25 protein-coding genes are annotated in these 23,698 nt (G+C 70.1%); 11 read left to right on the plus strand and 14 right to left on the minus strand.

Going from position 1 to position 23,698, the window contains the following annotated elements; all coding sequences use genetic code 11:
* The 3 genes from ACE3N6_RS03335 to ACE3N6_RS03345 all read right to left on the minus strand — a co-directional run.
* Positions 1 to 1,176 (minus strand): PAS domain-containing protein (locus tag ACE3N6_RS03335; RefSeq protein ID WP_374243751.1); only part of this gene is annotated, 1,176 nt, incomplete at its 3' end.
* Positions 1,173 to 2,120: a phosphate/phosphite/phosphonate ABC transporter substrate-binding protein gene (locus tag ACE3N6_RS03340; RefSeq protein WP_374243752.1), complete on the minus strand. Its 948-nt coding sequence runs from the start codon at positions 2,118 to 2,120 to the stop codon at positions 1,173 to 1,175. The genes ACE3N6_RS03335 and ACE3N6_RS03340, both read right to left, overlap by 4 nt.
* A gap of 120 nt (positions 2,121 to 2,240) precedes the next feature.
* Positions 2,241 to 2,699, minus strand: a complete 459-nt coding sequence (locus ACE3N6_RS03345; RefSeq protein WP_374243753.1) for an NUDIX hydrolase — start codon at positions 2,697 to 2,699, stop codon at positions 2,241 to 2,243.
* A gap of 105 nt (positions 2,700 to 2,804) precedes the next feature.
* On the opposite strand from ACE3N6_RS03345, the gene ACE3N6_RS03350 reads away from it, so the two are divergent.
* Complete coding sequence (locus ACE3N6_RS03350) at positions 2,805 to 3,374, plus strand: hypothetical protein (RefSeq protein ID WP_374243755.1); 570 nt, start codon at positions 2,805 to 2,807, stop codon at positions 3,372 to 3,374.
* Positions 3,375 to 3,473: 99 nt separating this feature from the next.
* Positions 3,474 to 5,018, plus strand: coding sequence for a P-loop NTPase fold protein (locus tag ACE3N6_RS03355; RefSeq protein WP_374243756.1), 1,545 nt, complete (start codon positions 3,474 to 3,476; stop codon positions 5,016 to 5,018).
* 291 nt (positions 5,019 to 5,309) lie between these two features.
* Here ACE3N6_RS03355 and ACE3N6_RS03360 read toward each other — a convergent pair whose 3' ends face one another.
* Positions 5,310 to 5,771 (minus strand): hypothetical protein, encoded by a 462-nt coding sequence (locus ACE3N6_RS03360; RefSeq protein WP_374243757.1) that lies wholly within the window; start codon positions 5,769 to 5,771, stop codon positions 5,310 to 5,312.
* A 491-nt stretch (positions 5,772 to 6,262) separates the two neighbouring features.
* On the opposite strand from ACE3N6_RS03360, the gene ACE3N6_RS03365 reads away from it, so the two are divergent.
* Positions 6,263 to 7,096: a DUF4440 domain-containing protein gene (locus ACE3N6_RS03365; RefSeq protein WP_374243758.1), complete on the plus strand. Its 834-nt coding sequence runs from the start codon at positions 6,263 to 6,265 to the stop codon at positions 7,094 to 7,096.
* A gap of 84 nt (positions 7,097 to 7,180) precedes the next feature.
* Here the strand turns inward: ACE3N6_RS03365 and ACE3N6_RS03370 are convergent, their stop codons facing one another.
* The 4 genes from ACE3N6_RS03370 to ACE3N6_RS03385 all read right to left on the minus strand — a co-directional run bounded on the left by ACE3N6_RS03370 (position 7,181) and on the right by ACE3N6_RS03385 (position 10,976).
* Positions 7,181 to 7,915, minus strand: a complete 735-nt coding sequence (locus tag ACE3N6_RS03370; protein WP_374243759.1) for an ABC transporter ATP-binding protein — start codon at positions 7,913 to 7,915, stop codon at positions 7,181 to 7,183.
* 79 nt (positions 7,916 to 7,994) lie between these two features.
* Positions 7,995 to 9,215 (minus strand): ABC transporter permease, encoded by a 1,221-nt coding sequence (locus ACE3N6_RS03375; protein ID WP_374243760.1) that lies wholly within the window; start codon positions 9,213 to 9,215, stop codon positions 7,995 to 7,997.
* Between the two features lie 31 nt (positions 9,216 to 9,246).
* Positions 9,247 to 10,485, minus strand: a complete 1,239-nt coding sequence (locus ACE3N6_RS03380; protein WP_374243761.1) for an efflux RND transporter periplasmic adaptor subunit — start codon at positions 10,483 to 10,485, stop codon at positions 9,247 to 9,249.
* On the minus strand, positions 10,482 to 10,976 hold the full coding sequence (locus ACE3N6_RS03385) for a TlpA disulfide reductase family protein (RefSeq protein ID WP_374243762.1): 495 nt from the start codon (positions 10,974 to 10,976) through the stop codon (positions 10,482 to 10,484). The genes ACE3N6_RS03380 and ACE3N6_RS03385 overlap by 4 nt, the downstream gene beginning before the upstream one ends.
* A gap of 62 nt (positions 10,977 to 11,038) precedes the next feature.
* On the opposite strand from ACE3N6_RS03385, the gene ACE3N6_RS03390 reads away from it, so the two are divergent.
* The 5 genes from ACE3N6_RS03390 to ACE3N6_RS03410 all read left to right on the plus strand — a co-directional run bounded on the left by ACE3N6_RS03390 (position 11,039) and on the right by ACE3N6_RS03410 (position 15,607).
* Positions 11,039 to 11,698, plus strand: coding sequence for a DUF4197 domain-containing protein (locus tag ACE3N6_RS03390; RefSeq protein WP_374243763.1), 660 nt, complete (start codon positions 11,039 to 11,041; stop codon positions 11,696 to 11,698).
* Between the two features lie 12 nt (positions 11,699 to 11,710).
* A complete protein-coding gene (gene pxpB / locus ACE3N6_RS03395; RefSeq protein WP_374243764.1) occupies positions 11,711 to 12,406 on the plus strand; it encodes a 5-oxoprolinase subunit PxpB in 696 nt (231 codons plus the stop codon).
* Entirely contained in the window at positions 12,403 to 13,449 is a 1,047-nt protein-coding gene (locus ACE3N6_RS03400; RefSeq protein ID WP_374243766.1) for a biotin-dependent carboxyltransferase family protein, read from the plus strand. Before pxpB ends, ACE3N6_RS03400 begins: the two co-directional genes overlap by 4 nt.
* Positions 13,446 to 14,204, plus strand: coding sequence for a LamB/YcsF family protein (locus ACE3N6_RS03405; protein WP_374243767.1), 759 nt, complete (start codon positions 13,446 to 13,448; stop codon positions 14,202 to 14,204). The genes ACE3N6_RS03400 and ACE3N6_RS03405 overlap by 4 nt, the downstream gene beginning before the upstream one ends.
* A 116-nt stretch (positions 14,205 to 14,320) precedes the next feature.
* Positions 14,321 to 15,607 (plus strand): Glu/Leu/Phe/Val dehydrogenase, encoded by a 1,287-nt coding sequence (locus ACE3N6_RS03410; protein ID WP_374243768.1) that lies wholly within the window; start codon positions 14,321 to 14,323, stop codon positions 15,605 to 15,607.
* A 12-nt stretch (positions 15,608 to 15,619) separates the two neighbouring features.
* Here the strand turns inward: ACE3N6_RS03410 and ACE3N6_RS03415 are convergent, their stop codons facing one another.
* Genes ACE3N6_RS03415 through ACE3N6_RS03425 form a run of 3 tightly spaced genes read right to left on the minus strand, consistent with a single transcriptional unit; the run spans position 15,620 to position 17,399 of the window.
* Complete coding sequence (locus tag ACE3N6_RS03415) at positions 15,620 to 16,189, minus strand: SCP2 domain-containing protein (protein WP_374243769.1); 570 nt, start codon at positions 16,187 to 16,189, stop codon at positions 15,620 to 15,622.
* 23 nt (positions 16,190 to 16,212) lie between these two features.
* Entirely contained in the window at positions 16,213 to 16,950 is a 738-nt protein-coding gene (gene ubiE / locus ACE3N6_RS03420) for a bifunctional demethylmenaquinone methyltransferase/2-methoxy-6-polyprenyl-1,4-benzoquinol methylase UbiE (protein ID WP_374243770.1), read from the minus strand.
* Positions 16,951 to 16,973: 23 nt separating this feature from the next.
* On the minus strand, positions 16,974 to 17,399 hold the full coding sequence (locus ACE3N6_RS03425) for a gamma-butyrobetaine hydroxylase-like domain-containing protein (RefSeq protein WP_374243771.1): 426 nt from the start codon (positions 17,397 to 17,399) through the stop codon (positions 16,974 to 16,976).
* A 168-nt stretch (positions 17,400 to 17,567) separates the two neighbouring features.
* On the opposite strand from ACE3N6_RS03425, the gene phoB reads away from it, so the two are divergent.
* Together phoB and phoR are read left to right on the plus strand one after the other, a co-directional pair.
* On the plus strand, positions 17,568 to 18,275 hold the full coding sequence (phoB, locus tag ACE3N6_RS03430; RefSeq protein WP_374243772.1) for a phosphate regulon transcriptional regulator PhoB: 708 nt from the start codon (positions 17,568 to 17,570) through the stop codon (positions 18,273 to 18,275).
* 3 nt (positions 18,276 to 18,278) lie between these two features.
* A complete protein-coding gene (phoR, locus tag ACE3N6_RS03435; protein ID WP_374243773.1) occupies positions 18,279 to 19,625 on the plus strand; it encodes a phosphate regulon sensor histidine kinase PhoR in 1,347 nt (448 codons plus the stop codon).
* Between the two features lie 77 nt (positions 19,626 to 19,702).
* Here the strand turns inward: phoR and ACE3N6_RS03440 are convergent, their stop codons facing one another.
* From ACE3N6_RS03440 to ACE3N6_RS03450, 3 genes are all read right to left on the minus strand, one after another.
* Positions 19,703 to 21,313: a hypothetical protein gene (locus tag ACE3N6_RS03440; RefSeq protein ID WP_374243774.1), complete on the minus strand. Its 1,611-nt coding sequence runs from the start codon at positions 21,311 to 21,313 to the stop codon at positions 19,703 to 19,705.
* A gap of 17 nt (positions 21,314 to 21,330) precedes the next feature.
* The gene (locus tag ACE3N6_RS03445; protein WP_374243775.1) at positions 21,331 to 21,774 is read right to left on the minus strand and encodes an HIT family protein; all 444 of its coding nucleotides are present in this window, start codon (positions 21,772 to 21,774) and stop codon (positions 21,331 to 21,333) included.
* Positions 21,775 to 21,901: 127 nt separating this feature from the next.
* Positions 21,902 to 22,720: a class II glutamine amidotransferase gene (locus ACE3N6_RS03450; RefSeq protein ID WP_374243776.1), complete on the minus strand. Its 819-nt coding sequence runs from the start codon at positions 22,718 to 22,720 to the stop codon at positions 21,902 to 21,904.
* Positions 22,721 to 22,834: 114 nt separating this feature from the next.
* Between ACE3N6_RS03450 and ACE3N6_RS03455 the strand changes: the two genes are divergently transcribed.
* The gene (locus ACE3N6_RS03455) at positions 22,835 to 23,635 is read left to right on the plus strand and encodes an NAD-dependent deacetylase (protein ID WP_374243777.1); all 801 of its coding nucleotides are present in this window, start codon (positions 22,835 to 22,837) and stop codon (positions 23,633 to 23,635) included.
* The last annotated feature ends 63 nt before the right edge of the window (positions 23,636 to 23,698 follow it).

Genomic DNA, 23,698 nt, shown 5'->3' on the forward strand with positions numbered 1-23,698 from the left:
GGCCTGCCACTGGAGCTGCTGCTGGAAGCGGTGCTGCTCGGTCACGTCGCGGAACACCAGCACCGCCCCCAGCAGCCCGCCCTCGGGCGAGTAGATCGGCGACACCGACTCCTCGATGTGGAAGGCCTCGCCGCCGCGCGACTGGAGCAGCAGCGCCTCCGCCCGCGGCCCGGCCGCAGGCGCGCCCAGCGCATCCTGCAGCGGCGAGGGCGCCGGCTGCCCGGTGGCCGCATCCACGATCCGCACCACCTCCTCCACCGGCCGCCCGATGGCCTCGGCCCGGGGCCAGCCCACGTAGCGCTCGGCCACCTCGTTCAGAAAGCTCACCTGCCCGGCCGCGTCGGTGGTGATGACCGCCTCGCCGATGGACGCCAGCGTCACCTCGGCCAGCTCCTTCTCGGTCTGCAGCGCGGCCTGCAGCTGGGCCTCCTTGCGCGCCCGGGCATCGAGCGCGTCGAGCATGAAATTGAAGGCATGCCCCAGATGCCCCAGCTCGTCGTGCTGGCGCACCGGGGCGCGCACCCCCATGTCGCCGATGCTCACCGCGTCGGCCACCCGACGCATGGCGGTCAGCCGGCGGGTCAGGCCCGACGCCAGCAAGCCGGCGATCAGCGCCCCCGCCACGATGGCCAGCGCCGTGTACCACAGGCCGGCGGTGCTGATCGCCGCCAGCCGCGCGCTGTTGGCGCCCTGGGCCATCCCCACCCGCACCCAGCCCAGCGGGGCACCGTCGGTGCGCACCGGCACCACCACGTCCACCAGCGCCCGGGAGCGCTGCAGCAGGTGCGGCCCGCCCGCGCCGTCGCGCGGAAAGCGGTCCATGTCGGCCACGAACTGGCCGCGCCGCAGGGGGTCGCCGTGGGCCAGGATCTTGCCGCTGCTGTGCACGATCATCACGTGCGCCACGCCGGGGTAGCGGGCCACCGCCGCCGCCAGCTCCTGCAAGCCCGCCAGATCGGAGGCCAGCATCTGCGAGATCGCCGTCACGCTCAGGGTCTGGGCCAGGTTGCTGGCCTCCTCGGTCTGACTGTCGATCAGGAAAGCCTGCTGGCGCAGGGTCAGATCGTGGACGAACAGCGTCATCATCACCGCGTGCACCAGCACCACGCCCCAGATCAGCTGCCTGCGCACGGTGCCGGCGAAGAACCCGAAGACCCGCCTTGCCAGACCTTTCATTGCGGCTTCTTCTTCACCTTGCGCTCGTACTCCCGGAGGAAGGCCACCACCACGTCGAACTGCCGGTCGTCCGACAGCTCGAAGCCGCGCGTGTCGATGCCCTCCAGCACCGCCCGCCCCTCCGCCGAATCCTGCAGGCCCGCCAGCAGCGCCGCCACCTGGGCGGCCACCGCCGGCGGCACGTCGTCGCGCACGATCACCGCGTTCTGGATCAAGCGCGGCGTCTGCCAGACCACCTTCAGCTCCGCCGCCTCCCGCGGGTTGGCCTTCCGGAACGCCTCCCACGCCACCGGCCAGGTGGCGCTGGCCGCGCTCTGGCCCAGGTAGACGTTCATGATCGCCGAGTTGTGGGTGCCCACGTACTGGTTGTCGAGCTGCGTCTCCACATCCACCCCGTGCTCCTGCAGGTAGAGCTGCGGCATCATCGCCGCCGCCAGCGCCGTGGGCGCCGGGTAGGCCACCACCTTGCCCTTCAGGTCCGCCGGCTCGCGGACCGGGCTGTCCTTGCGCACCAGGAAGATCCCCCGGAACGCCTCGTCGTCGGCCATCTTGGCGATCACCCGGTAGCCCCACCCCCGGGCCAGGGTGGCGTGGTAGGGGTTGGGCAGCGAGAACGCCGGCACCCGCTGGCGCAGCTTGCCCTCGTAGTCGGCGTAGTTGTTCGAGGCGTCCAGATCGAAGGCCACGCCTGGCATGTGGGCCGCCAGATGGCGCATCAGCGGCTCGAACTTCTTGTGCAGCAGCTGGGGGTTGTGCAGCGGATGCACCGCGAACACGTAATGCACCCGGCTATCCGCCGCCGTCGGCGCGGCCGCATAGCGCGGCCCCTCCACCGGCGCCGGCTTGTCGCACCCGCCCAGCAAGCCCAGCACCAGCCCCAGCCCCCCCATCCGCAGCAAGCACCGCCGCCAGGGCCCGCGCCCACCGATGGCGGATTCACCCATGCCTTCTCTCCTCGTCTCCGGAAGCTCACCCTTCCGTCCACGCGTTACGGCACGCCCACCCCAAAAATTGAGCCGGCCACCCCACCCGATGACAGCCGCAAGCCTCCGCCGCCCCGGCCCTCAGGCCCCGCCGCAGGCCCCCCGCGCCCGGGCCAGCAAGCCCCGCCCCAGCAGCAGCCGGCGCATGCTGGCGGCCAGGCGCAGGCCCAGCGTCTCCTCGTCGGCCCAGGCAAAGGCGTCGATCTCGGGCAGCCGGCGCCCCGTCACCGCGTCGTCGAAGAAGCTGGCGCACACGCAATCCGCCGCCCGCGTGGCCGCCGACTCGGTGCGCACCGCAAACAGGTGCAGATCCTTGCCCCGGTAATAGGCATGACGCCCCAGATCCACCAGCCGCGCCCGCGCGAAGACCAGCCCGAACTCCTCCTGCGCCTCCCGCAGCGCGCAGTCGATGGGCAGCTCGCCCGGCTCGATCAAACCCTTGGGCAGATCCCAGTGGGTGCTGCCGGTGGAATGCCCGACCAGCACCTCGCCACGTTCGTCGATGACCAGCAGGCCGCAGGAGAGAAGAGGGGAAGACATGGGCGGCACGGCACGCAGGCAGCAAGGCAACGGCCCCCATTCTGGAGCAGGACGCCCCTGGGGGGAAACCGGGCCCGTAGAATGCCCCCTCCCCCGGAGCCCGCCATGCCCCTCGACACCGCCCTGCTTCAGCTCCTGGCCTTCACGGCCATCCTCATTGCCATCGCCATCCACCGCAGGCGCGCCGCGCGCCGACCGAAACCCCCGGCCCCGCCGGACTTCCTGCAACGACACCCGGAATTCATCCACCGCTACACCGAAGAAATCTTCGGGCAGATCCACCGGCGCGTCTTCCCCGATCTCGACCCGGCCACCCTGCGGGCCCTGTTCGAGACCTTCCGGTTCGAGTTCTCCGCGCGGGGCGGCTTCATCTTCACCCCGCCGCCGGGCACCGCCGCCCGGCTGGTGCCCCGGCTCTTCCCGCCGGCGCGGGCCGACGACGTGCTGCGCGCCCTGCGCAAATACCGCGCCGACACCCCCGACGACACCGAGCTGATGCACGTCACCCTGCTGCGGGCGGCCAAGGGCGACCCCGACGCCATCGCCCCCCTCGTCAAGGCCGCCCGGCGCGATTTCCGCGACATCCTCCTCCTCACCCCCGACAACGGCGACCACGCCCTCCGCCAGTTCGTCCTGTGGCTGCTCGAACACGACGCGCTGGCACCGCGCGGGTGAGCCGAGGCGCCTGCCGCAGCCAGACAGTCCGACGACGCGCTTCCCGCCGCAACCCCGTTGCCACCACAATATTGCCGATTGCATGGTCGGAGCATTCGAATGAGCGATGAACAGCTGCACCAAACAACACAGGACGTCTGGGCCGACGACCGGCTCGGACGCAAACCCTACGCCGACTTCCTCACCACCTACCTGCGCAATCGCTGCGTCACCGAAAAGGACGGCGCCCGGACGCTGACCCCCTTCTGCATCTCCATCGATGCGAAATGGGGCGAGGGGAAGACCTTCTTCCTCCAGACCTGGATGGCCGCCCTTCGGCAGGAAGCACGCAATCCGGTCTTCCTGTTCGACGCCTGGACGTCCGATTTCGACACCGACCCCATCGTCGCCTTCATGGCCGCGTTCAAGCACGCCCTGGACGCCGAGATCGAGAAACTGCCGGCGGCCTTTGAAGCGAAAAAATCCCTTGCCGATGGCGTCCGCAAACTGGGCAAGGCGGTCGTGCCGACGCTCAAGGCATTGGGTCGGGCGGTGGTGGAAAAACATGCACCCGGCTTTTTCGGCGCGGTTGCCGACATTGCGACCGAATCCGAATCCTCCAACGACGGCGAAACGAGGCTCGAAGAACAACTCGACTCCGCCAAGGACACCGCCTCGGAAGCGCTCTTCAAATCACTGCTGGCCGAGAGCACCAAACGCAAGGCGCTCATCGCCGACTTCCGGACGGAAATCGAGCGAACCTTGCGCTATCTGGCCGACAACGGCGAGGTCGAACTCCCGATGTTCGTCTTCATCGACGAACTGGACCGCTGCCGCCCGACGTTTGCGGTGGAGTTGCTGGAAGGGCTCAAGCACATCTTCAACATTCCCGGGCTGTGCTTCGTGGTCGCCACCAACATCGAACAGCTCGCCCATTCGGTCAAGGCGGTGTATGGGGAGGGGTTCGATGGGACCGCTTATCTGCAGCGGTTCTTTGATGTCGGGTATGTGCTGCCGCGGCAAGACCCCACCAAATACATCCACGATCTCGTATCCCAAAAGTCTGTCCTCGCCGAGGGCAACTGCTATTCGGGCGTCCCACAGCGCGGCTTCATCGGGTATCCGCAGGAAAACGGAAGCCACATTGCCCTCGAATGGGTGGCCACCGAATTCGATCTGGACCTACGGTCTCAACGCAGGGTCGTCGAAATGGCGTCGGCGGTGCTGGAGTCATTCAACAAACCCCACGGAAGACATGCCATGTGGGCCTTCATGCTCAGTGCCGCTTACGTAAAGGATCGGACTCTTTTCGAGTGCCTAAAACAGGACAGCCCACACGCGACCCTCGTGGCGGCCTGGAGAAACGCGGGCCTTACTCCTTCAACGAGATGGTTCAAGGAGCGCGACGGCAGTCGAGTGTCAGTCGAACTTCAAACCATCGCGGAAGCCTATGTGACCGCCCGAAATGGCGATACGGGATCCCTTTGTCGCAAAAGGGATTCCGCTGCGGAAAGATACGATACGGCCGATTACCTTTGGGAGTTCTATCGGAAGCTCGTGGATGACTGCAATTCATCACTTCGCCAACGAGAATCGTCTGTTCGTACTGTTTTTTCCGATTACCCCCAACTCGTCGAATGCGCAGGCTTCCTGACCAACCCATAGCACCGGCACATTTCCCTGCAGGTCGGACTGAAGCCCGACCTGCAGGGGCGCAAGTTGCGGCCCCTTGCGCGCAAGCGGATTTCACCCAACCGCAAGCAACGGGCGCTCGTGCGCGAGTCTCGGCCGCTTGCCCGCAAGCAAAAATCGCTTGCGCACGAGTGATTGCGGCTTGCGCGCAAGGTCCAGTCGCTTGCGTGCAAGTGATTTTTGCTCGCGCCCAAATGGCGGCAGCTTGCGCACAAGGGGTTTTCAGTTGCGCGCAAACGATGGGCGCTTGCACGCAAGCCGCCATCAGTTGCCGGCGGCTTTGGGCGGGCGGCGGGTATAGCGCACGCTCATGCTCTCCCGCAGCCCGTCCAGCCCGGCGCTCTTGCCGCCCATCTTGATGTAGCCGTAGCCCTCCAGGGCGGCGTTGATGATGTCGCTGCCCAGGGCCATCTCGGTGCTGTCCGCCTTTTCGAGCAGCTCGCGCAGGCGCAGGAAGCGGGGGCGCATGAGGTCGAGGTCGGTGACGTCCTGGCGCAGCTCGGCCACGCTGAAGCCGGGCGGGATGAGCTGGGGGTTCTCTTCGAGCACCACGGTGGCCTGGCGGCAGAAGGCCTCGCTCTTGTCGCCCATCTTGTTGAGGCGGCGGATCTGGTCGGGGGTGAGCGTGACGAAGCGGTCGAACTTGGCTTCGAGGATGTCGAGGGCCTTGTCGATGGCGGCGATGTCGTCCACGCCGAAATCGAGGGAGATGAGGTTCTGGGTCATGATGGGCGTTCTCCTGTTCGTGTTATCGGAATCATGCGCCGGGCATCGGCGCGAGGCCGATTCTAGGCCATGACCACGGCCTTCGGCCAGCCGCATGGCATTGACAGGGGAAAGGCCCCCGGCGACGGCGCCCGGACGGCCGTGGAGGTCGGGTGACTTCGGCGGGTTGTCGGGTTACGCCCTGCGGGCTAACCTGACCTACACGACTACACGCGCTTCGGCGGGTTGTCGGGTTACGCTGCGCTAACCCGACCTACGTAAGCTGACCCGACCTACGTAAGCTGCGCGTGCTTGACGAACAGAAGCGGTAGGTCGGGTTAGCCCGCAGGGCGTAACCCGACAGGGAGCGATCGAATTGCGTCGATCACAAGATGCATGTCGGGTTACGCTGCGCTAACCCGACTCACCTGCGCGTGCTGAAGTTCGGCCTGCAGGTCTGCCGCGCGGCGCAGACCGCCTTTGAACCGTTTGATTGCCCCAAGGACCTCGCCATGAACGACGAATCCCTCATCCGCGCTGCCCTCGCCGAGTGGCAGCAGGCCTTCTGCCGCAAGGACGTGGACGCCCTGATGGCGCGCTACGCGCCGGGCGCCGTGCTGTTCGACGCCATCCCGCCCTTCGTGGACGACGTGGCGGGGATGCGCGAGAAGATCGTCGGCTGCCTGCCCTATTTTCCCGACGACACCCGCATCGAGACGCGCAACCTCGCCGTCACCGTGGGCGCCGAACTCGCCAGCGCCCACTGCCTGTGGCACTTCACCCAGCTGCCGCCGGGGCACCCGGCCGGGCGGCACTGGTTCCGCAGCTCCACGGTGTGGCAGAAGCAGCCGGATGGCCGCTGGCTGATCCTCCACGACCACTGCTCCGCCCCCTTCAACCCTTACACCGAGCGCGCGGTGCTCTTCCCCGACGCCCAGGCGGCGCTGGATGCCGCCCCCGAGCGCTGCGGCAGCGGCGCCAACCCGGTGGGCTGGTTCGAGATCTACGTGGCCGACATGGACCGGGCCAAGGCCTTCTACACCGCGGTGTTCGGCTTCGAGTTCACCCGGCTGGAGAGCCCCATCGACCTGTGGGCCTTCCCGATGCAGTCGACCAACGCCGGGGCCAGCGGCGCACTGGCGAAGATGGAGGGCTTCGGGCCGGGCGGCGGCGGCAACAGCGTGCTGGTTTACTTCAGCTGCGCCGACTGCTCGGAGCAGGCCGATCTGGCGGGCTGGAATGGCGGCGAGGTGGTGAAGCCGAAGTTCGCCATCGGCGCCTACGGCCACATCGCCATCGTGAAGGACAGCGAGGGCAACCTCATCGGGCTGCACTCGATGGCCTGACCTGGGGGGCCAGCGAGGCCGCGCGAGGGCGGCGCGGGGAGGCGGGGGCCGGCTCGTGGGGCCCCATCGCCCCCGCAGGGCGACCTACGGGGCGGGGGGCTGAGGCGGGGCGGCGGTCGGGCCGTCGTCGGCGATGCGCCCGTCCACCAGGCGCACGATGCGGTCGCAGCGGGCGGCGAGGCGGGGGTCGTGGGTGACGATGAGGCAGGCGCAGCGGGTGCGCCCGTTGAACTCGCGCAGCAGGGCGAAGATGTCGTCGGCGGTGTGGGTGTCGAGGTTGCCGGTGGGCTCGTCGGCAAGGATAAGGCGCGGCTGGAGGGCCAGGGCGCGGGCGATGGCGACGCGCTGCTGCTGGCCGCCGGAGAGTTCGGCCGGCTTCTTGTGGGCGTGGGCCTTGAGGCCGACGGCGTCGAGGAGCGCCAGGGCGGTGGCTTCGGCTTCGTCGTCGGGGCGGCCGCGGGCGATGACGGTGGGCATCATCACGTTCTCCAGCGCGCTGAAGGCCGGCAGCAGGTGGTGGAACTGGAACACGAAGCCGATGCTGCGCCCGCGAAGCTGGGTGATCTCGGCCTCGGAGAGAGTGGCGGTGTCGCGCCCGGCGATGGACAGGCGCCCGCCGGTGGGGCGCTCGAGCAGGCCGACGATGTTGAGCAGGGTGCTCTTGCCCGAGCCGGAGGGGCCGATCAGGGCGGCAAACTCGCCCTCGGCGAGGGTGAGGTCGATGCCGTGGAGCACCTCGGTCTCGACCGGGGTGCCCAGGTTGTAGGCCTTGGTGAGGCCGGCGAGCTGGATGACGGGCGGCCGGGCGGCGGCGCTCATGGAACGACCCTCCGGTCACTTCGCGACCACATCCCCAAGGGAGGGTGCGCGCCGCCTTCGGGCGGCCGGGCGGCGGCGCTCATGCCCGGATCGCCTGCACGGGGTCCATCCGCGCGGCGCGGCGGGCGGGGATGACGGCGGAGGCGAGGCCGACGCCGGTGGCCACCAGGGCGGCCATGACGATGAAGCGCGGTTCGAGCTGGGCGGAGAACAGCGGCGAGCCGTCGGCGTTGCGGTAGATGTGGGAGAACACCTGGAGCAGGGTGAAGGCGAGCAGGCTGCCCACCGCCGACCCCACCGCGCCCACCGCCGCGCCCTGGATGAGGAAGACCTGGAGGATCATCCCGCGGCTGGCGCCCATCGCGCGCAGGATGCCGATCTCCTTCTGCTTCTGCACCACGCTCACCACCAGCACGCTGGCGATGCCCAGGGCCACGATGAGGGTGACGAAGCTGCGGATCAGGTTGTTGGAGACGGTCTGGTTGCGCAGGGCGGCGAGGAGCTGGGCGTTGGTCTGCATCCAGTTGTCCACGGTCAGGCCGGTGGCGCCGCGCAGGCGGTCGGCCACGGCCTGGGCGGCAAAGATGTCGGCCACGGTGAGGTCGAGGTTGGAGATGCCGCCGGGCAGGTCGAGCAGGCTCTGGGCGAGCGGCAGGGTGACGAAGATCCAGCGGCGGTTGAGATCCTTGTTGCCGATGTCGAACACGCCGCCCACCACCAGCAGCTCGTCGCGGCCGTTGGGCAGCATCACCCGCAGCTTGTCCTCCAGGCCGATGCCCAGATCCTTGGCCAGCTCGCTGCCGATCACCGCCCGCGGGCCATCCACCGCAAAGCGGCCGGCCACCATGTATTCCTCCATGCGCACGATGCGCCGGTAGCGCTCGGCATCGACGCCCATCAGCGCCACCGATTTGTTGGCCTGCCCGCGCACCGCGAAGGCGGGGCCGGTGGCCACCGGCGAGACGGCGGTGACGCCTTCCATGCCGGCGGCCAGCCGGGCGATGTTCTCCCATTGGTCCACCGAGCGCAGGCGCTGGGCGCGGGGTTCGATCAGGGTGGCGTAGCCGTCGGCGTCGATGGCGCGGCGGTTGGCTTCTTCGAGGGGGCGGATCACCACGTGGGCCTGGCTGCCCAGCACGCGGTCGACGATCTGGGCCTGGAGCTGGGCGATGAGCTGGGTGAGGAAGACGATCACCGCCACCCCGCCGGTGGTGCCGGCGAGGATGAGCAGGGTCTGCATCCGCCCCTCGCGCAGGAAGCGCAGGGCGACCATCGGGGCAAAAGGCAGGCGGATCTTCATGGGGCGGCGGTGCGCTGGGCGGCGGGGCGGGTCACTTGGTCATCCCCTGGGGCACCTGCAGGCCGCCGACCTTGGGCTTTCTGGGCGGGCGCACGCGCACGGTGTCGCCTTCGAGCGCGCCGGCAGCGGGCAGGATGGCCTGGTCGCCCTCGGTAAGGCCGCTGGCGATCTCGACCAGCCCGATGCCGACGAGGCCCAGGGCGACGTCGACCCGGGTGGCCACACCGTCGCGCACCGCCAGCACCCAGGGGCGCGGGCCGTCGGCCTCGCGCACGGCCTCGGCGGGCAGCACGAGGGTGGCGTCCCGGTGGCCGGTGACGGCTTCGACCGAGACGGTCATGTCGGGGCGCAGGAAGGCCGGCGGCTTGCCCACCCGGAAGCGGATCTCCACGGTGCCGCGCTGGGGGTCGACCGCCGGGGCGAGGTAGTACAGCTCGGCGTCGAAGGGCTGGCCGGGGAAGGCGTCGGCCACGCCGCTGGCCTTCTGGCCGGGCTGCAGGAAGCGCAGGTTCTTCTCGTCCACGGTGGCGTAGATGCGCGTCTCGCCGGCGTCGGCCAGTTCGAGCAGCACCTTGCCGGCGGCGGCCACGTCGCCGGGCTCGGCCTTGCGGGTGAGCACGGTGGCCGCGGCGGGAGCGGTGAGGGTGAGCAGCGCGGCGCGGGCCCTGGCGTTGGCGAGCTGGGCGCGAGCCTGGTCGAGCCGCGCGCGGGCGGCGTCGCGTTCGGTGCCGCCGGGTTGCTGGGCGGCCAGCTGGGCGCGGGCGGCATCCACCGCGGTGGCGGCATTGGCGGCGTTGCGCAGGGCGTCGTCGGCCTTGGATTGGGCGTAGAAGCCCTGGGCGACGAGGCGGCGGGCGCGCTCGGCCTCGGCCTGGGCCACCTTGAGGTTGGCCTCGGCCTGGGCAAGCTGCTGGGCCGCCACCGGCCGACCGAGCTTCTCGACCTGGGTGAGGCGGGCCTCGGCTTCGGCGCGGGCGGCTTCGGCCTGGGCGACCAGCGCGGCGGCGTCGTCGGCGCGCAGGCGGGCCAGCACCTGGCCGGGGGCCACCCGGTCGCCTTCGCGCACCGCGATCTCGAGCACCGTGGCGGCAATCGGGCTGCCGATGGCGATCCGCGCCGGAGTGGCGATGCGCCCGGTGGCCACCACCGATTGGGTGAGGGGCGCGCGCTTGACCGTCGCCACCTCCACCTCGCGCCCGCGGGGCCACAGCACGGCCGCGGCAATGGCGCCGGCCGCCGCCAGCGCCAGCATCGCGCTGCGGGCCTTCATGCCGGGTCGGCCAGCAGCTTGTCGATCAGGCTGTGGAGCTTGGGGAAATCGGGCGCGCCCAGGTATTTCTGGACCACCCGCCCCTGCTTGTCGATGAGGAAGGTGGTGGGCGTGAGGCGCACGCCGTCGAAGCCCCTGGCGGCGGAGCCGTCGCTGTCGAGGGCCACCTTGAAGGGCAGGGCGTTCTTGGCGGCGTAGTTGCGCACGTACTGGGGCGGGTCGTAGTCCATCGCCACGGCCACGGTCTCGTAGCCCCGCGGGGCGAACCTGGTGTGGGTGTCCACCAGCTGCGGCATCTCGGCCACGCAGGTGGTGCAGGTGGTGGCCCAGAAGTTCACCAGCACCACCTTGCCGCGCAGGGCGGAGAGCGGGGTGGTCTGGCCGTCGAGGGTGGTGAAGCGCACGTCGGGGGTGGCGGGCTGGCTGCATCCGTCAAGGAGTGCAACGAGCAGCACAGGGGCGACGAGGCGCGTGATAGCCTTGAGAAACATCTTTTTGTTACCGCGTTCTGGCTGAGGGAGGTTCTGCGATGCGTGCGATTCTGAGAGCTTTGGTGCTGCTTGTCATCTGTTCCCAGGCGTGGGCCCTGGGCCTGGCCGATCTCACCGACAAGGACGCCTCGGGCGGCCTGAAGGAGGCCCTCGTCCAGGGCGCCGGCAAGGCGGTTGGACAACTGGGCGCCGACGGCGGTTTCCTCAACAACCCGAAAGTGAAGATCGGCCTGCCCGACAGCATCGCGCCCCTGGAGGCCGGCCTGCGCGCCATGGGCCGCGGCAAGGATCTCGACGCCCTCATCGACAACATGAACCGCGCCGCCGAACAGGCCGTGCCCAAGGCCAAGGGGCTGCTGGTGGATGCGGTGAAGAAGATGAGCGTCGAGGACGCGAAGAAGATCCTCTCCGGCGGCGACGACGCGGCCACCCAGTATTTCCGCGACAAGACCGCCGCCCAGCTCACCGAATCCTTCCTGCCCACGGTGCGCGAGACCACCGGCAAGCTGGCCCTGGCCGAGCAGTACAACAAGCTCGCCGGCAAGGCCGGGGCGTTTGGCCTGGGCAAGGGCGACGACCTGAAGATCGAGAACTACGTGACCCGCAAGGCGCTGGACGGGCTCTACCTGATGATCGCCGAAGAAGAGAAGGCGATCCGCAAAGACCCGGTCGGCGCCGCCGGCAATCTGGCCCGGAAGGCCTTCGGCGCGCTCGGGCAGTAAGCCGCCGGGGCCATGCCCAAAACCGCGCCGCTGCCGCCCGTCCGCCTGCTGCCGCTGGGCGACGCGGCGCTCACCGTCGAGTTCGGCACGGCCATCGCCGACCCCATCCACGCCCGGGTGCAGGGCTTTGCCGACGCGCTGCCGGCGCTGGCCGAACGCCATCCGGGCATCGTCGAATGGGTGCCCACCTTCCGCTCGGTGACGATCCACTTCGACCCGGACCGGGTCGATGCCGCCCAGCTCGCAGCCGACCTGCAGGCCCTCGCCCGCGAAGGCCGCGAGGCCACCGCCAGCGGCACCGCCTGGACGCTGCCGGTGTGCTTCGAGGCCGACTGCGCCCCCGATCTGGCCGACGTGGCCGCCGCCAGCGGGCTGGCCCGCGAGGCGGCGATCGACCTGCTGTGCGCCACCGAATTCACGGTTTACATGCTGGGCTTCCTGCCCGGCTTTCCCTACCTGGGCGGCCTGCCCGCGGCGCTGACGATGCCCCGCCTCGCCACCCCGCGCCTTGCGGTGCCGGCCGGTTCGGTGGCCATCGCCGGGCGGATGGCGGCGGTGTACCCGTGGGACAGCCCCGGCGGCTGGCGCCTCGTCGGCCGCACCGCCGCCCGCCTGTTCGACCCCGCGAACCCTGGGCGCCCGGCCCTGCTGGCCCCCGGCGACCGGGTGCGCTGGCAGGCGGTGAGCCGCGCGGCGCTGGGCGGATGAGCGTCGGCCTGCACCTCGACGCGCCGGGCCTCGGCGTGTCGATCCAGGACCGCGGCCGCAGCGGCCACCGCCGCATCGGCGTGCCCGTCTCCGGCGCCCTCGACCCGCTGTTCCTGGCCGCTGCCAACGGGCTGGCCGGCAACCCGCCGGACGCCGCGGGGCTGGAGGTGCTGCTCGCCGGGCCGCTGCTGCGGGCGGTGGGCGGGCCGATCCGCGTGGCCCTGGCCGGCGCGATGGCGGCCCGCCACCTCGACGTCGCAGGCGCACCCCGGTCGGTGGCGGCGTGGTCCACCGTCACCCTGCAGCCGGGGGAGCGGCTGCAGGTGGGCAGCCCGCGGGGCGTGGGCTATCTGGCGGTGGCCGGCGGCATCCTCACCCCGCCGGTGCTGGGCAGCCGGGCCACCTACGCCCGCGCCGGGCTGGCGCGGCTGCCGGCGCTGCTGCCCTGCGCGCCCTTCGCCGGCGACCCCGCCGAATGGGCCGCCCCCGCGCCGCTGGTCCACCCCGATGGCCCGATCCGGGCGCTGCCCGGCCCGCAGATCGACCACTTCGACGCCGACACCCTGGCCCGCTTCACCGGCGAGCCCTTCCGCGTCACCCCGGAGCGCGACCGCATGGGCCTGCGCCTCGACGGCCCGCGGCTGGCGCACAACGCCCGGGGCGCCGACATCGTGTCGGACGGCGTCACCCCCGGCACCGTCCAGGTGCCCGCCGACGGCCGCGCCATCGTGCTGCTGGCCGACTGCCAGACGGTGGGCGGCTATCCCAAGCTGGCGGTGGCGATCCGCGCCGACCTGCCGCGACTGGCCCACCTGCAGCCGGGCGAGGCGCTGCGCTTCCGGCTGGTGGACGCCGCCGAAGCCGCCGCCGCCCGCGCCCAGGCCGCCCGGCAGCTGGCAGAATGGCTCGCCGCCCTCGCCCCCCGCGGCCTGGCCGGCAGCGACAGCGCCGCCCTCCTCGCCGCCAACCTGGCCGGCGCGGCGGTGCGCGGCGACGAAGACCCCATCGACCCCCAAGCCTTCGACACGAGCCCCACCCCATGACCCGCACCCTCAACCTCAATGCCGACCTGGGCGAGAGCTTCGGCGCCTGGACGATGGGCAGCGACGCCGCGCTGCTCGCCATCGTCGACAGCGCCAACATCGCCTGCGGCTTTCACGCCGGCGACCCGCTGGTGATGCGCCGCACCCTCCAGCAGGCCAAAGCCGCCGGCACCGGCATCGGCGCCCACGTGGCCTTTCCGGATCTGCAAGGCTTCGGCCGGCGGCCGATGACGATACAACCGGACGAGCTGGAGGCCATCGTTTTGTATCAGATCGCCGCCCTCGACGGCATGGCCCGCACCGAAGGGCTCGCCCTGCGCCACGTGAAGCCCCACGGCGCCCTCTCCAACATGGCCTGCGCCGACGCCGCCCTGGCCCGCACCGTGGCCCGCGCCATCAAGGCCTACAACCCGGCGCTGATCCTCCTCGCCCCGGCCCTGTCCGAGCTTTACAAGGCGGGCGAGGCCGCCGGCCTGCCGGTGGTGGCCGAAATCTTCGCCGACCGGGCCTACCTGGACGACGGCAACCTGGTGCCCCGCAGCCGGCCCGACGCGATGATCCACGGCGCCGCCGCCGCCCTCGCCCACGTGGCGGCGATGCTCGACGAGCAGGCGCTGATCTCGGTAAGCGGCAAGCGCCTGCCCACCCCCATCGGCTCGATCTGCGTGCACGGCGACGGCCCCGACGCGGTGGCCACCGCCCGCCACCTGCGCGACGAACTGCTGCGCCGCGGCTACCGCCCGGCGCCCCTTTAGCCGGGCCGCCGCCCGACCGTAATCGGCTCCATGCAGCGGGGCAATGAAACCCCGCCCCGCATCGACGGACAAAGCAGGCACAGGCGTCGCCCCCACCCGAACGAGGATCCGCAAGCATGGACAACGTGGCCCACATCCCCTCCTACCTCTCGGCCGAACACCTGGGCCCGTGGGAGACCTACCTGGTGCAGATCGACCGGGTCGAACCCCACCTGGCGCCGGCGCTGCGCCCCCTCGCACCGCTGCTCACCCGCCCCAAGCGGGCGCTGATCGTGGACGTGCCGATCCGCCTCGACAACGGCGAGATCGCCCACTTCGAGGGCTACCGGGTGCAGCACAACCTCTCCCGCGGGCCCGGCAAGGGCGGCATCCGCTATCACCCGGACGTGACCCTCTCCGAGGTGATGGCCCTGTCGGCCTGGATGACGGTGAAGAACGCGGTGGTGAACGTGCCCTTCGGCGGCGCCAAGGGCGGCGTGCGGGTGGACCCGAAGACGCTGTCGACGGCGGAGCTGGAGCGCCTCACCCGCCGCTACGCCAGCGAGATCAACATCCTGATCGGCCAGGACAAGGATATTCCGGCGCCCGACATCAACACCAACGAGCAGGTGATGGCGTGGATCATGGACACCTTCTCGATGAACGAGGGCAAGACCGCGATGGGCGTCGTCACCGGCAAGCCGGTGGGCCTGGGCGGCAGCCTGGGGCGCAAGGACGCCACCGGGCGCGGGGTGTTCGTGACCACCGCCGAGGCGGCCCGGCACATCGGGCTGGAGATCGCCGGCGCGCGGGTGGCGGTGCAGGGCTTCGGCAACGTGGGCGAGGCGGCCGCCCGGCTGTTTGCCGATGCCGGCGCGAAGGTGGTGGCGCTGCAGGACGCCACCGGCACCATCCACAACCCGGCCGGGCTGGACGTGCGCGCCACCAAGGCCTGGAGCCTCGCCCATCGGGCGCTGGCTGGCGCCCCCGGCAGCGAGCCGATGGCCGACGCCGACTTCTGGGGGGTGGACGCCGACATCCTGATCGCCGCGGCGATGGAGAACCAGATCACCGCCGCCAACGCCGGGCGCATCCGCGCCCGCCTCATCACCGAAGGGGCCAACGGCCCGACCACCCCGGAGGCCGACCTGATCCTCCAGGACAAGGGCGTGACCGTCGTCCCCGACGTGCTGGCCAACGCCGGCGGGGTGACGGTGAGCTACTTCGAGTGGGTGCAGGACATCAGCGCGTTCTTCTGGACCGAGGAGGAGATCAACGCGCGCCTCGACCGGATCATGCGCGAGGCGTTTGCCGCGGTGTGGGACGCGGCCCGGGCCCGGGGCATCCCGCCGCGCACCGCCGCCTTCGTGCTGGGCTGCGAGCGGGTGCTGCTGGCCCACCGGCTGCGCGGGCTGTACCCCTGAGCGGGGCCCGGGTTAGCAGGTTTCGAGCTTCTTCAGGCGCTTCTCGAGGCGGGCGAGGTCGTCGCGCAGGGCGGCGGTGGCGCCCGCCAGGTCTTCGAGGGCGGCCTTCTTGACGACCAGCGGCTGCTCCTCGCCGAAGTACTCGACGAGGTTTTCGACCGCGTTGCGGGCGGCCTGCCGGTGCCACGCGGCCACCCCGCGGGCGACGCTCACCGCGCGGTGGGCGGCGATGTCGCCCACCAGCCGCGACAGGGCCTCCTCGCCGTCCCAGCGCAGCTTGCGCAGCACGAAGCCGAGGGCGTCGGCAAAATCGGCGTTGCCGCCGATGCGGATGTCGGCCATCAGCGCGTCGGTGCCGCCCACCGCCTTGGGCAGCGAGGCCAGCGGCAGTTCGAGGGTCACGTCGGGCTCGGGCGTGGCGGATTCGGTGAAGCAGCCGTCCCCGTCGATGCCCAGGCTGAGGACGAAGGGCGTGACGTGGAAGACGGCGGTCCGCCCGGCAAAGGGCGCCAGCCGGGCACGCGCCCAGGGCGCGTCGGCGAGCAGGTGATTGAGGCCGGCAATGGCGGGCGAGGCAAACATCGCGTGTCCTGCGGTTGGAGGGCTCAGAGCTTGTAGCCGCGGTGCAGGGCCACCACCCCGGCGGTCATGTTGAAGTACTCGACGCGGGCGAGGCCGGCGCCTTCCATCAGGGCCTTGAGGGATTCCTGATCGGGGTGCATGCGGATGCTCTCGGCCAGGTAGCGGTAGCTGTCGGCGTCGTTGGCCACCTTCTCGCCCATCAGCGGCAGCAGCTTGAAGGAGTAGAAATCGTAGGCCGGGGCGAGGGGCTTCCAGACCTTGGAGAACTCCAGCACCAGCAGCCGGCCGCCGGGCTTGAGGACGCGGCGCATCTCGGCGATGGCCCGATCCTTGTGGGTCATGTTGCGCAGGCCGAAGGCCACGGTGACGCAGTCGAAGTAGTCGTCGGGGAAGGGCAGCTTCTCGGCGTCGCACTGGGCCACGGGGAGCAGGAAGCCCTTGTCCACCACCCGGTCGCGGCCGACGGAGAGCATGGCGTGGTTGATGTCGGTGAGCCACACCTGACCGGTGGGGCCGACCTTCCGGGCGAAGGCGAGGGACAGGTCGGCGGTGCCGCCGGCCACGTCGAGCACCCGGTCGCCGGTGCGCACGCCGGCGATCTGCACGGCGAAGGCTTTCCAGAGCCGGTGCAGGCCGAAGGACATGAGGTCGTTCATCACGTCGTAGCTGCGGGCGACGGACGAGAACACGCCGCGGACCTTGCTCGCCTTCTCGGATTCGGCAACCTGCTGGAAGCCGAAGTGGGTGGTCTTGTCGTTCATGATCGGGATCGGAAATCGGTTGTTCAGTGGTGATGACCGCAGCCGCCGGCCTTGGGCGCGGGGGGCGGAAGATCGGCCGGGTCGCGGCTGCCGCCTTCGGTGTCGAGGCGCAGCAGGTAGTTCTGCCAGAGGTCGTCGTGACGCTCGCCCAGGTCGTAGAGGTAATCCCACGAGTACAGGCCGCTGTCGTGGCCGTCGGAGAACACCGGGCGGATCGCGTAGTTGCCCACCGGCTCGACCCGCTCGATCTCCACGTCGCGCTTGCCCAGCTGCAGGACTTCCTGGCCGGGGCCGTGGCCGCGCACCTCGGCGGACGGGGAATAGACGCGCAGGAACTCGTAACTCAACTCGAAGCGCTTGCCGTCGTCGAAGGCGATTTCCATGATGCGCGAGCGCTGGTGGAGCTTGATCTCGGTGGGGACGGGATCGTCCTTGCGAAGGCCGGCCATGGGGGATTTCCGTGGTCAATGGGTCAAGCCCGTAATGATACTCGAAGGCGCCCGCGCCGCCTGCCCGACGGGTTCCCACCGACGCATTTCAGGCAGATGACCTGTCATCAAAGGGTAAACTGGCTGCAATAGACTGCCGGCGTCCCAGCGCTTCCACCGAGGTTCACCATGCCTGCCACCATCCTGCTCGTCGAAGACGAGCCCGCCATCCAGGAATTGATCGCCGCCAACCTGATGCGGGCCGGCCACCATGTGGTCCGGGCCGGCGATGCGGAGACGGCCCAGCGCATCGTGCGCGACGCGCTCCCCGATCTGGTCCTGCTCGACTGGATGCTGCCCGGCATGTCCGGGGTCGAGTTCGCCAAGCGCCTGCGCAGCGAGGAGCGTACCCGCAGCATCCCGCTCATCATGCTCACCGCCCGCGGCGAGGAGACCGACAAGGTGCTGGGCCTCGAATCCGGCGCCGACGACTACATCACCAAGCCCTTCTCGCCCCGCGAGCTGGTGGCGCGCATCAAGGCCGTGCTGCGCCGGCGGGCGCCGGAGACCACCGAAGACCCGGTGGACCTGGGCGGCCTGCGCCTCGATCCGGCCACCCATCGCCTCACCGCCAGCGGCAACCCGGTCACCCTCGGGCCCACCGAGTTCCGCCTGCTGCACTTCCTGATGACCCACCCGGAGCGGGTCCATTCCCGCGCCCAGCTGCTCGATCAGGTGTGGGGCGATCACGTCTTCGTGGAGGAGCGGACGGTGGATGTGCACATCCGCCGCCTGCGCTGCGCCCTGGAGCCGAGCGGCCACGACGGGCTGGTGCAGACGGTGCGCGGCAGCGGCTACCGCTTCTCAACCCAGCAGGAGGCCGCGTCGGTCAGATAAGCAGTGGCAGACAACTTTGCGGAAGGGGTGGCCGCGGTCCGCCCCATCAGTTACATCCTCGTCGCGGTCCTGTCGGTGCTGGCCGGCATCGTCGTGGTGGCCGTGGCGGTGGGCATCTTCTTCGGCCCGGTGGCGGGGCTGCTGGTCTTTGCCGCGCTGCTGCTGGCGGCCGGCTTCTATCACATCAACAACCTGTTCAAGCTGGTGCGCTGGCTGCGTACGCCGGTGGAGCAGGCCGCGCCGCTGCCCCGCGCCTTCGGCCTGTGGGACAACGTGTTCGCCGAGGTGAACCTGCGGGCGCGCACTGCGTCCCGTCGCCAGGAGCGCCTGTCCGCCGCCCTCGAACGCTTCCGCGAAGCCAGCCAGGCGATGCCCCACGGGCTGATGTTCCTGTCCGACACCAACACCATCGAGTGGGTCAATCGCGAGGGCGAGCAGCAGTTCGGGCTGGATCAGGCCCGCGACCAGGGCGCGCCGGTGACCAACATCGTGCGCCAGCCGGATTTCGTCCGCTACCTGAAGGAAGGCGACTATACCGAGCCGCTGACGATCACCTTCGGACGGCCCAGCGGGCGCACCCTGATGGTTCACGTGGTGCCCTTCAGCGAGGACATGCGCCTGCTGCTGTCGGAGGACATCACCCAGGGCCAGCGGCTGGAGGACATGCGGCGGGATTTCGTGGCCAACGTGTCCCACGAGATGCGCACCCCGCTCACCGTGGTGATGGGCTTCCTCGAGACCCTGATCGACGGCCTCGACGACCTGGAGAAGGATGACGTGCGCCACTACCTGGGCCTCGCCTTCGAGCAGGCCGGGCGGATGCAGCGGTTGATCCAGGATCTGCTCACCCTGTCGGCGCTGGAGAGCGGCGCACCGGCCGCCCAGGACGAGACGGTGGACATCGTGGGCCTGCTCGAAGAGGTGCGTCAGGAGGCGTCGGTGGTGTCCGCCGGCCGCCACACCATCGAGCTGGCGTGCCCACCTCGGGCGCACATGCTGGGCAACGCCAAGGAGCTGTACAGCGTGTTCGCCAATCTGGCGATCAACGCGGTGCGCTACACCCCGGCGGGCGGCCACATCCGCATCCGCTGGCAGCGGCGCGGCGCGGTGGTGGATTACAGCGTGGAGGACGACGGGATCGGTATCGCGCCGGAGCACATCCCGCGCCTCACCGAGCGCTTCTACCGGGTGGACCGGGGCCGCTCCCGGGAGACCGGCGGCACCGGGCTGGGGCTGGCGATCGTCAAGCACGTGCTCAACCGCCACCAGGGCGATCTGCTGATCGACAGCGAGCCGGGCCGCGGCAGCCGCTTCACCGCCAGCTTTCCGGCCCGCCGGCTGGTGGACTGAGCGCAAAAAAGGGTGAGCCGCGGCTCACCCTTTTTCGTTTTGTGGTCGAGTTGCCCGCCGGGCCACGGCCCAGCCGCCTACACGTTCACGAACTCGTAGGTGGCCTGATCGAAGTTGGTGCCCCGGGCCACCAGGCTGGTCAGCCGGATCTGGCGCGACTCGCCCTGGTGCAGCTCGATCACCCGGTCGGCGTGGAACCATCCGCCGGGCACCACGATGGTGGCCGGCGCCCGCATCGCGGCGATCTCGGGCAGCATGAAGGCCTGGGAGAAGGGTTCGGTGGGGTTGATGTTCACCCCGGTGGGGCGCACCGCCACGGTGCTGGGCAGGCCGGCCAGCAGGTGGATGCCTGCCATCAGCGTGCCGTCGGGCTCGTACATCAGCCAGCTCACCTGACCCAGCAGATACTGGCTGCCGTCGCTGGGCTTGATGCCCACCACCTGATGGTGCTCGATGCGCTGACCGGGGTGCTTGCGCTGGATGCGGAAGCCCGACACCGAGTGATCGACGGTCTGCCACTCGTCGAGGCCGAAGCCCCGGCGCAGCACCTCGGCCTCGGGGTTGATGACGTCGGGCACCTCGTCGTCCACCCGGGCGCCGAAGGTGATGACGTTGATGTCGTAGCGGCTGCCCATGGTCTGGCGGCGGTTGGGCGGCACGAACTCCTTGCCCGAGACGAGCAGGCAGATGCCTTCCCAGTGGGTGCAGATCTTGTTGCTGCCCTTCTTGCTGCGGCGGGGAAAGCGCCGGCCGGCCGCCGACATGCCCCACGGGCGGTACAGCGACACCAGCAGCCGCGCGCAGGCGGGCTGGGAGCAGTCGTCGCCCAGGCCCAGGGAGGCCGGCGTGGTGCCCTGCTTGAACTCGGCGAGCATGGCCTTGATCTGGGCGGCCAGCCGGTGGCCGTCGAAGCGGCGCATGCCCGGCCGGGCACCGATCAGCGCGATCGGACGCAGGCCGTGGTCTTCGGTAAGGTCGAGGCCGTAGGCGCGGGCGTCGTCCTTCTCCCAGGTGGTCTGCATGATGCAGTAGGGGGCGAAGCGCTGGGCCCAGCGGCAGATCCAGTTCAGTTCGCGCTGGTTGCGGCCGTAGGGGTTGGTGAGGTCCACCAGCAGCAGGGCGATGTAGGCCTCGTCGGGGCTCTGGGCCTTCCAGGTGTTGTTGAGGGGGTCGATCACCCGGCTGTGGGTGACGCCGGCCCGCTCGGCCTCGAGGAAGGCGGCGTGGACGGCCTTCCAGGCGCCCGGCGGCTCGGCCCGGTGGGCGCGGAAGTACTCGATGATGACCTGCCCGAGATACTGGATGCGGCGCTGGGCCAGCAGCGGCCACTGGGCGCGGAACTCGTCGCTGCCGCTGCCGCTCTCGGCGAGGCGGGCGTAGGCGGTGCTCAGGGCCGTCCACAGGCGCACCACCTGACGCAGGGTGGCGTCCTCCTGGCTGTCGGGCGGCAGGGGGTGGGCGGCGTAGCGGGACGACATCTCGTGCTGCACGAAGGTGATCGTCTGGCGGGCGGATTCGAGGACCTCGAGCTGCTCCTCGGGGCCCAGCGGGCTGGCCAGCAGGCCTTCGAGCATCCGCACCAGCGTGGCGTGGCTCTCGGTCGCATTGAGCGTGTGCAGGTTGCGCAGGAGCTTGCGGTACTGCTCCACGCTATGCAGATCGGGATAGGATTGGGGGCTGTCCGCCATGGAAGGATTCTCCGGGTTCAGCCGGCAAGATGCTCGGCAATGGCGTTGCGCACCGCCAGGGCGAGGCGCGCGTCATCGACCTCGGGCGCCGGCGAGCTGCCGCCCTTGCGCTGGGCGACACCCCACACGGGCTGCGGAAAGTGGCGGTCGTCGAGATAACGCGGGATCAGATGCCAGTGTAGATGCGGAACCACGTTGCCGAAACTCGCCAGGTTGATCTTGTCCGGGCTGAAGCACTCCCGCAGGGCCACCTCCACCGCCATCAGGATGTTGAAGCAGTGGCGCTGGTCGGCCGGCGACAGGTCGCTCATCTCGGCGACGTGGTCGTTCCAGATCAGGCGGCAGTAGCCGGGGTAATCCGGGTCGGGGACGCGGATCACGCGGCAGCTGGCATCCTGCCAGAGGACGTTCTCCGGCTCGGGGAAACACAGGGGGCAGTCTTTCGGGGCGCTGGTCGGCATGGGTGGGCCACGTGTTTACAGGACGTCGGGCGATTCTAGCCCGGATGGATCGCAAAAGATCATCGACGATTCTTGCATCTTTAATTTGGAAGATTTGTGTTTTTTACCATTTTTGACATGTATCCCATCAGACTGTTCCCGGACTGCTCCCGATGAAGGGCAGGGTATCGGCCGGGCCCGCCTCCACCGGCGCGCCATCGACGAACAGCAGCAGCGTGCCGGGCGCGATGGCGGTCCAGGTTTCGTTGTCGGTCAACGGCGTGGTGGCGACCACCGCCACCCGGTCGCCGGCCTCGGTCAGCTCGCTGAAATCCACGGTGACATCCTGGTCTTTCAGGTGGGCGCTGGCAAACGGGGCCTGACGCACGATGTAGGCCAGCCGCGACGCGCAGTGGGCAAACAGGAAGGCGCCGTTGGAGAGCAGGAAGTTGAACTCGCCGCAGGCGCCGATCTGCCGGGCAATGTCGCGCACCGCCCCGAACAGCACCGGCAGCGGTGGCTCGCCCTGGGGGAAGCGCGCCCGCAGGGTCTCCATCAAATGACAAAACGCCAGTTCGGAATCGGTCTGCCCGACGGGAAGATAATCGCCACGCAGGGTCGGTGCGAAGCCCTTCAGGTTCCCATTATGGGCAAACACCCAGTAGCGCCCCCACAGCTCGCGCTGGAAGGGGTGGGTGTTCTCGAGGGTGACGACGCCCTGGGTGGCCTTGCGGATGTGGGCGATGACGTTGAGGGAGTGGATCGGGTAGCTGCGCACCAGCTCGGCCACCGGCGAGGTGCTGCTGGCCTGGGGGTCGAGGAACAGGCGCACCCCGCGGCCTTCGAAGAAGGCGATCCCCCAGCCGTCCCGGTGGACGTCGGTGAGGCCGCCGCGGGCCTGAAAACCGGCGAACGAGAAGCAGATGTCCGTCGGCGTGTTGCAGTTCATTCCAAGGAGCTGGCACATGGTGGGGATCGGGTTCGCCGCCGGGCCTTGACCCCGCCGGCGGAGCGCTCAGAATTGCGGCTCAACCTCCCGCGCCGGGCTGCCGTAAGCGGCTGCAAACCTTCGGAACTAAAAATGACAAGCCTAACCTTAGCCGACCATGGCGACCGGATCGCTGCCGCGGGTCGCCTGCTTTCCACCGCACGGCGCATCCTGTTCATCACCGGCGCCGGGCTGTCGGCCGATTCCGGCCTGCCCACCTACCGGGGCGTGGGCGGGCTGTACGAGGGCGCCCTCACCGACATCGGCCTGCCCATCGAGCAGGCGCTCTCGGGCGCCATGTTCGCCAAGCGCCCGGACATCACCTGGCGTTACCTCTCCCAGATCGAGGCGAGCTGCCGGGGCGCCCACCCCAACGCCGGCCACTACGCCATTGCCCGGCTGGAGGCGATCCACGGCGGGGTGACCGTGCTCACCCAGAACGTGGACGGCTTTCACCTCGCCGCCGGCTCGCGCAACGTCATCGAGATGCACGGCACCCTGCGCCGGCTGCGCTGCATCGACTGCGGCCGCGCCCGGCAGGTGGACAACTACGCCGGGCTGGCGATTCCCCCCGAGTGCCCCCACTGCGGCGGCGTGCTGCGCCCCGACGTGGTGCTGTTCGGCGAGCAGCTCCCCGATCAGGCCGTGCATCGCTTCGAGCAGGTCCTCGCGGCCGGGCCCGATCTGATCGTCTCGGTGGGCACCGGCAGCGCCTTTCCCTACATCGCCGGGCCGGTGGTGTGGGCCATCGAGAACGGCATCCCCACCATCGAGATCAACCCGGGCGGCACGCCCCTGTCCGAGCACGTGCGCTTTCGCCTGCGGCTGCGGGCGGCCGAAGCCCTGCCGGCCCTCCTCGACGCCGCCGGCTTCGGCCTCGACGCCGCCGGATAAGCCTCGCGGGCGGGTTTCGCCCACGGCCCCAAACGCCTAGAATCGGCGGCTTTCGCCCTGCCC

Origin of the sequence: Zoogloea sp. (assembly GCF_041904905.1) — a bacterium.
Classification (GTDB): domain Bacteria; phylum Pseudomonadota; class Gammaproteobacteria; order Burkholderiales; family Rhodocyclaceae; genus Zoogloea.

Bases quoted from the DNA above. Each gene is read 5' to 3' on its own strand.
- ACE3N6_RS03340 (WP_374243752.1), bottom strand. From the start codon at position 2,120: ATGGGTGAATCCGCCATCGGTGGGCGCGGGCCCTGGCGGCGGTGCTTG.
- ACE3N6_RS03345 (WP_374243753.1), bottom strand. From the start codon at position 2,699: ATGTCTTCCCCTCTTCTCTCCTGCGGCCTGCTGGTCATCGACGAACGT.
- ACE3N6_RS03350 (WP_374243755.1), top strand. From the start codon at position 2,805: ATGCCCCTCGACACCGCCCTGCTTCAGCTCCTGGCCTTCACGGCCATC.
- ACE3N6_RS03355 (WP_374243756.1), top strand. From the start codon at position 3,474: ATGAGCGATGAACAGCTGCACCAAACAACACAGGACGTCTGGGCCGAC.
- ACE3N6_RS03360 (WP_374243757.1), bottom strand. From the start codon at position 5,771: ATGACCCAGAACCTCATCTCCCTCGATTTCGGCGTGGACGACATCGCC.
- ACE3N6_RS03365 (WP_374243758.1), top strand. From the start codon at position 6,263: ATGAACGACGAATCCCTCATCCGCGCTGCCCTCGCCGAGTGGCAGCAG.
- ACE3N6_RS03370 (WP_374243759.1), bottom strand. From the start codon at position 7,915: ATGAGCGCCGCCGCCCGGCCGCCCGTCATCCAGCTCGCCGGCCTCACC.
- ACE3N6_RS03375 (WP_374243760.1), bottom strand. From the start codon at position 9,215: ATGAAGATCCGCCTGCCTTTTGCCCCGATGGTCGCCCTGCGCTTCCTG.
- ACE3N6_RS03380 (WP_374243761.1), bottom strand. From the start codon at position 10,485: ATGAAGGCCCGCAGCGCGATGCTGGCGCTGGCGGCGGCCGGCGCCATT.
- ACE3N6_RS03385 (WP_374243762.1), bottom strand. From the start codon at position 10,976: ATGTTTCTCAAGGCTATCACGCGCCTCGTCGCCCCTGTGCTGCTCGTT.
- pxpB (WP_374243764.1), top strand. From the start codon at position 11,711: ATGCCCAAAACCGCGCCGCTGCCGCCCGTCCGCCTGCTGCCGCTGGGC.
- ACE3N6_RS03400 (WP_374243766.1), top strand. From the start codon at position 12,403: ATGAGCGTCGGCCTGCACCTCGACGCGCCGGGCCTCGGCGTGTCGATC.
- ACE3N6_RS03405 (WP_374243767.1), top strand. From the start codon at position 13,446: ATGACCCGCACCCTCAACCTCAATGCCGACCTGGGCGAGAGCTTCGGC.
- ACE3N6_RS03410 (WP_374243768.1), top strand. From the start codon at position 14,321: ATGGACAACGTGGCCCACATCCCCTCCTACCTCTCGGCCGAACACCTG.
- ACE3N6_RS03415 (WP_374243769.1), bottom strand. From the start codon at position 16,189: ATGTTTGCCTCGCCCGCCATTGCCGGCCTCAATCACCTGCTCGCCGAC.
- ubiE (WP_374243770.1), bottom strand. From the start codon at position 16,950: ATGAACGACAAGACCACCCACTTCGGCTTCCAGCAGGTTGCCGAATCC.
- ACE3N6_RS03425 (WP_374243771.1), bottom strand. From the start codon at position 17,399: ATGGCCGGCCTTCGCAAGGACGATCCCGTCCCCACCGAGATCAAGCTC.
- phoB (WP_374243772.1), top strand. From the start codon at position 17,568: ATGCCTGCCACCATCCTGCTCGTCGAAGACGAGCCCGCCATCCAGGAA.
- ACE3N6_RS03440 (WP_374243774.1), bottom strand. From the start codon at position 21,313: ATGGCGGACAGCCCCCAATCCTATCCCGATCTGCATAGCGTGGAGCAG.
- ACE3N6_RS03445 (WP_374243775.1), bottom strand. From the start codon at position 21,774: ATGCCGACCAGCGCCCCGAAAGACTGCCCCCTGTGTTTCCCCGAGCCG.
- ACE3N6_RS03450 (WP_374243776.1), bottom strand. From the start codon at position 22,720: ATGTGCCAGCTCCTTGGAATGAACTGCAACACGCCGACGGACATCTGC.
- ACE3N6_RS03455 (WP_374243777.1), top strand. From the start codon at position 22,835: ATGACAAGCCTAACCTTAGCCGACCATGGCGACCGGATCGCTGCCGCG.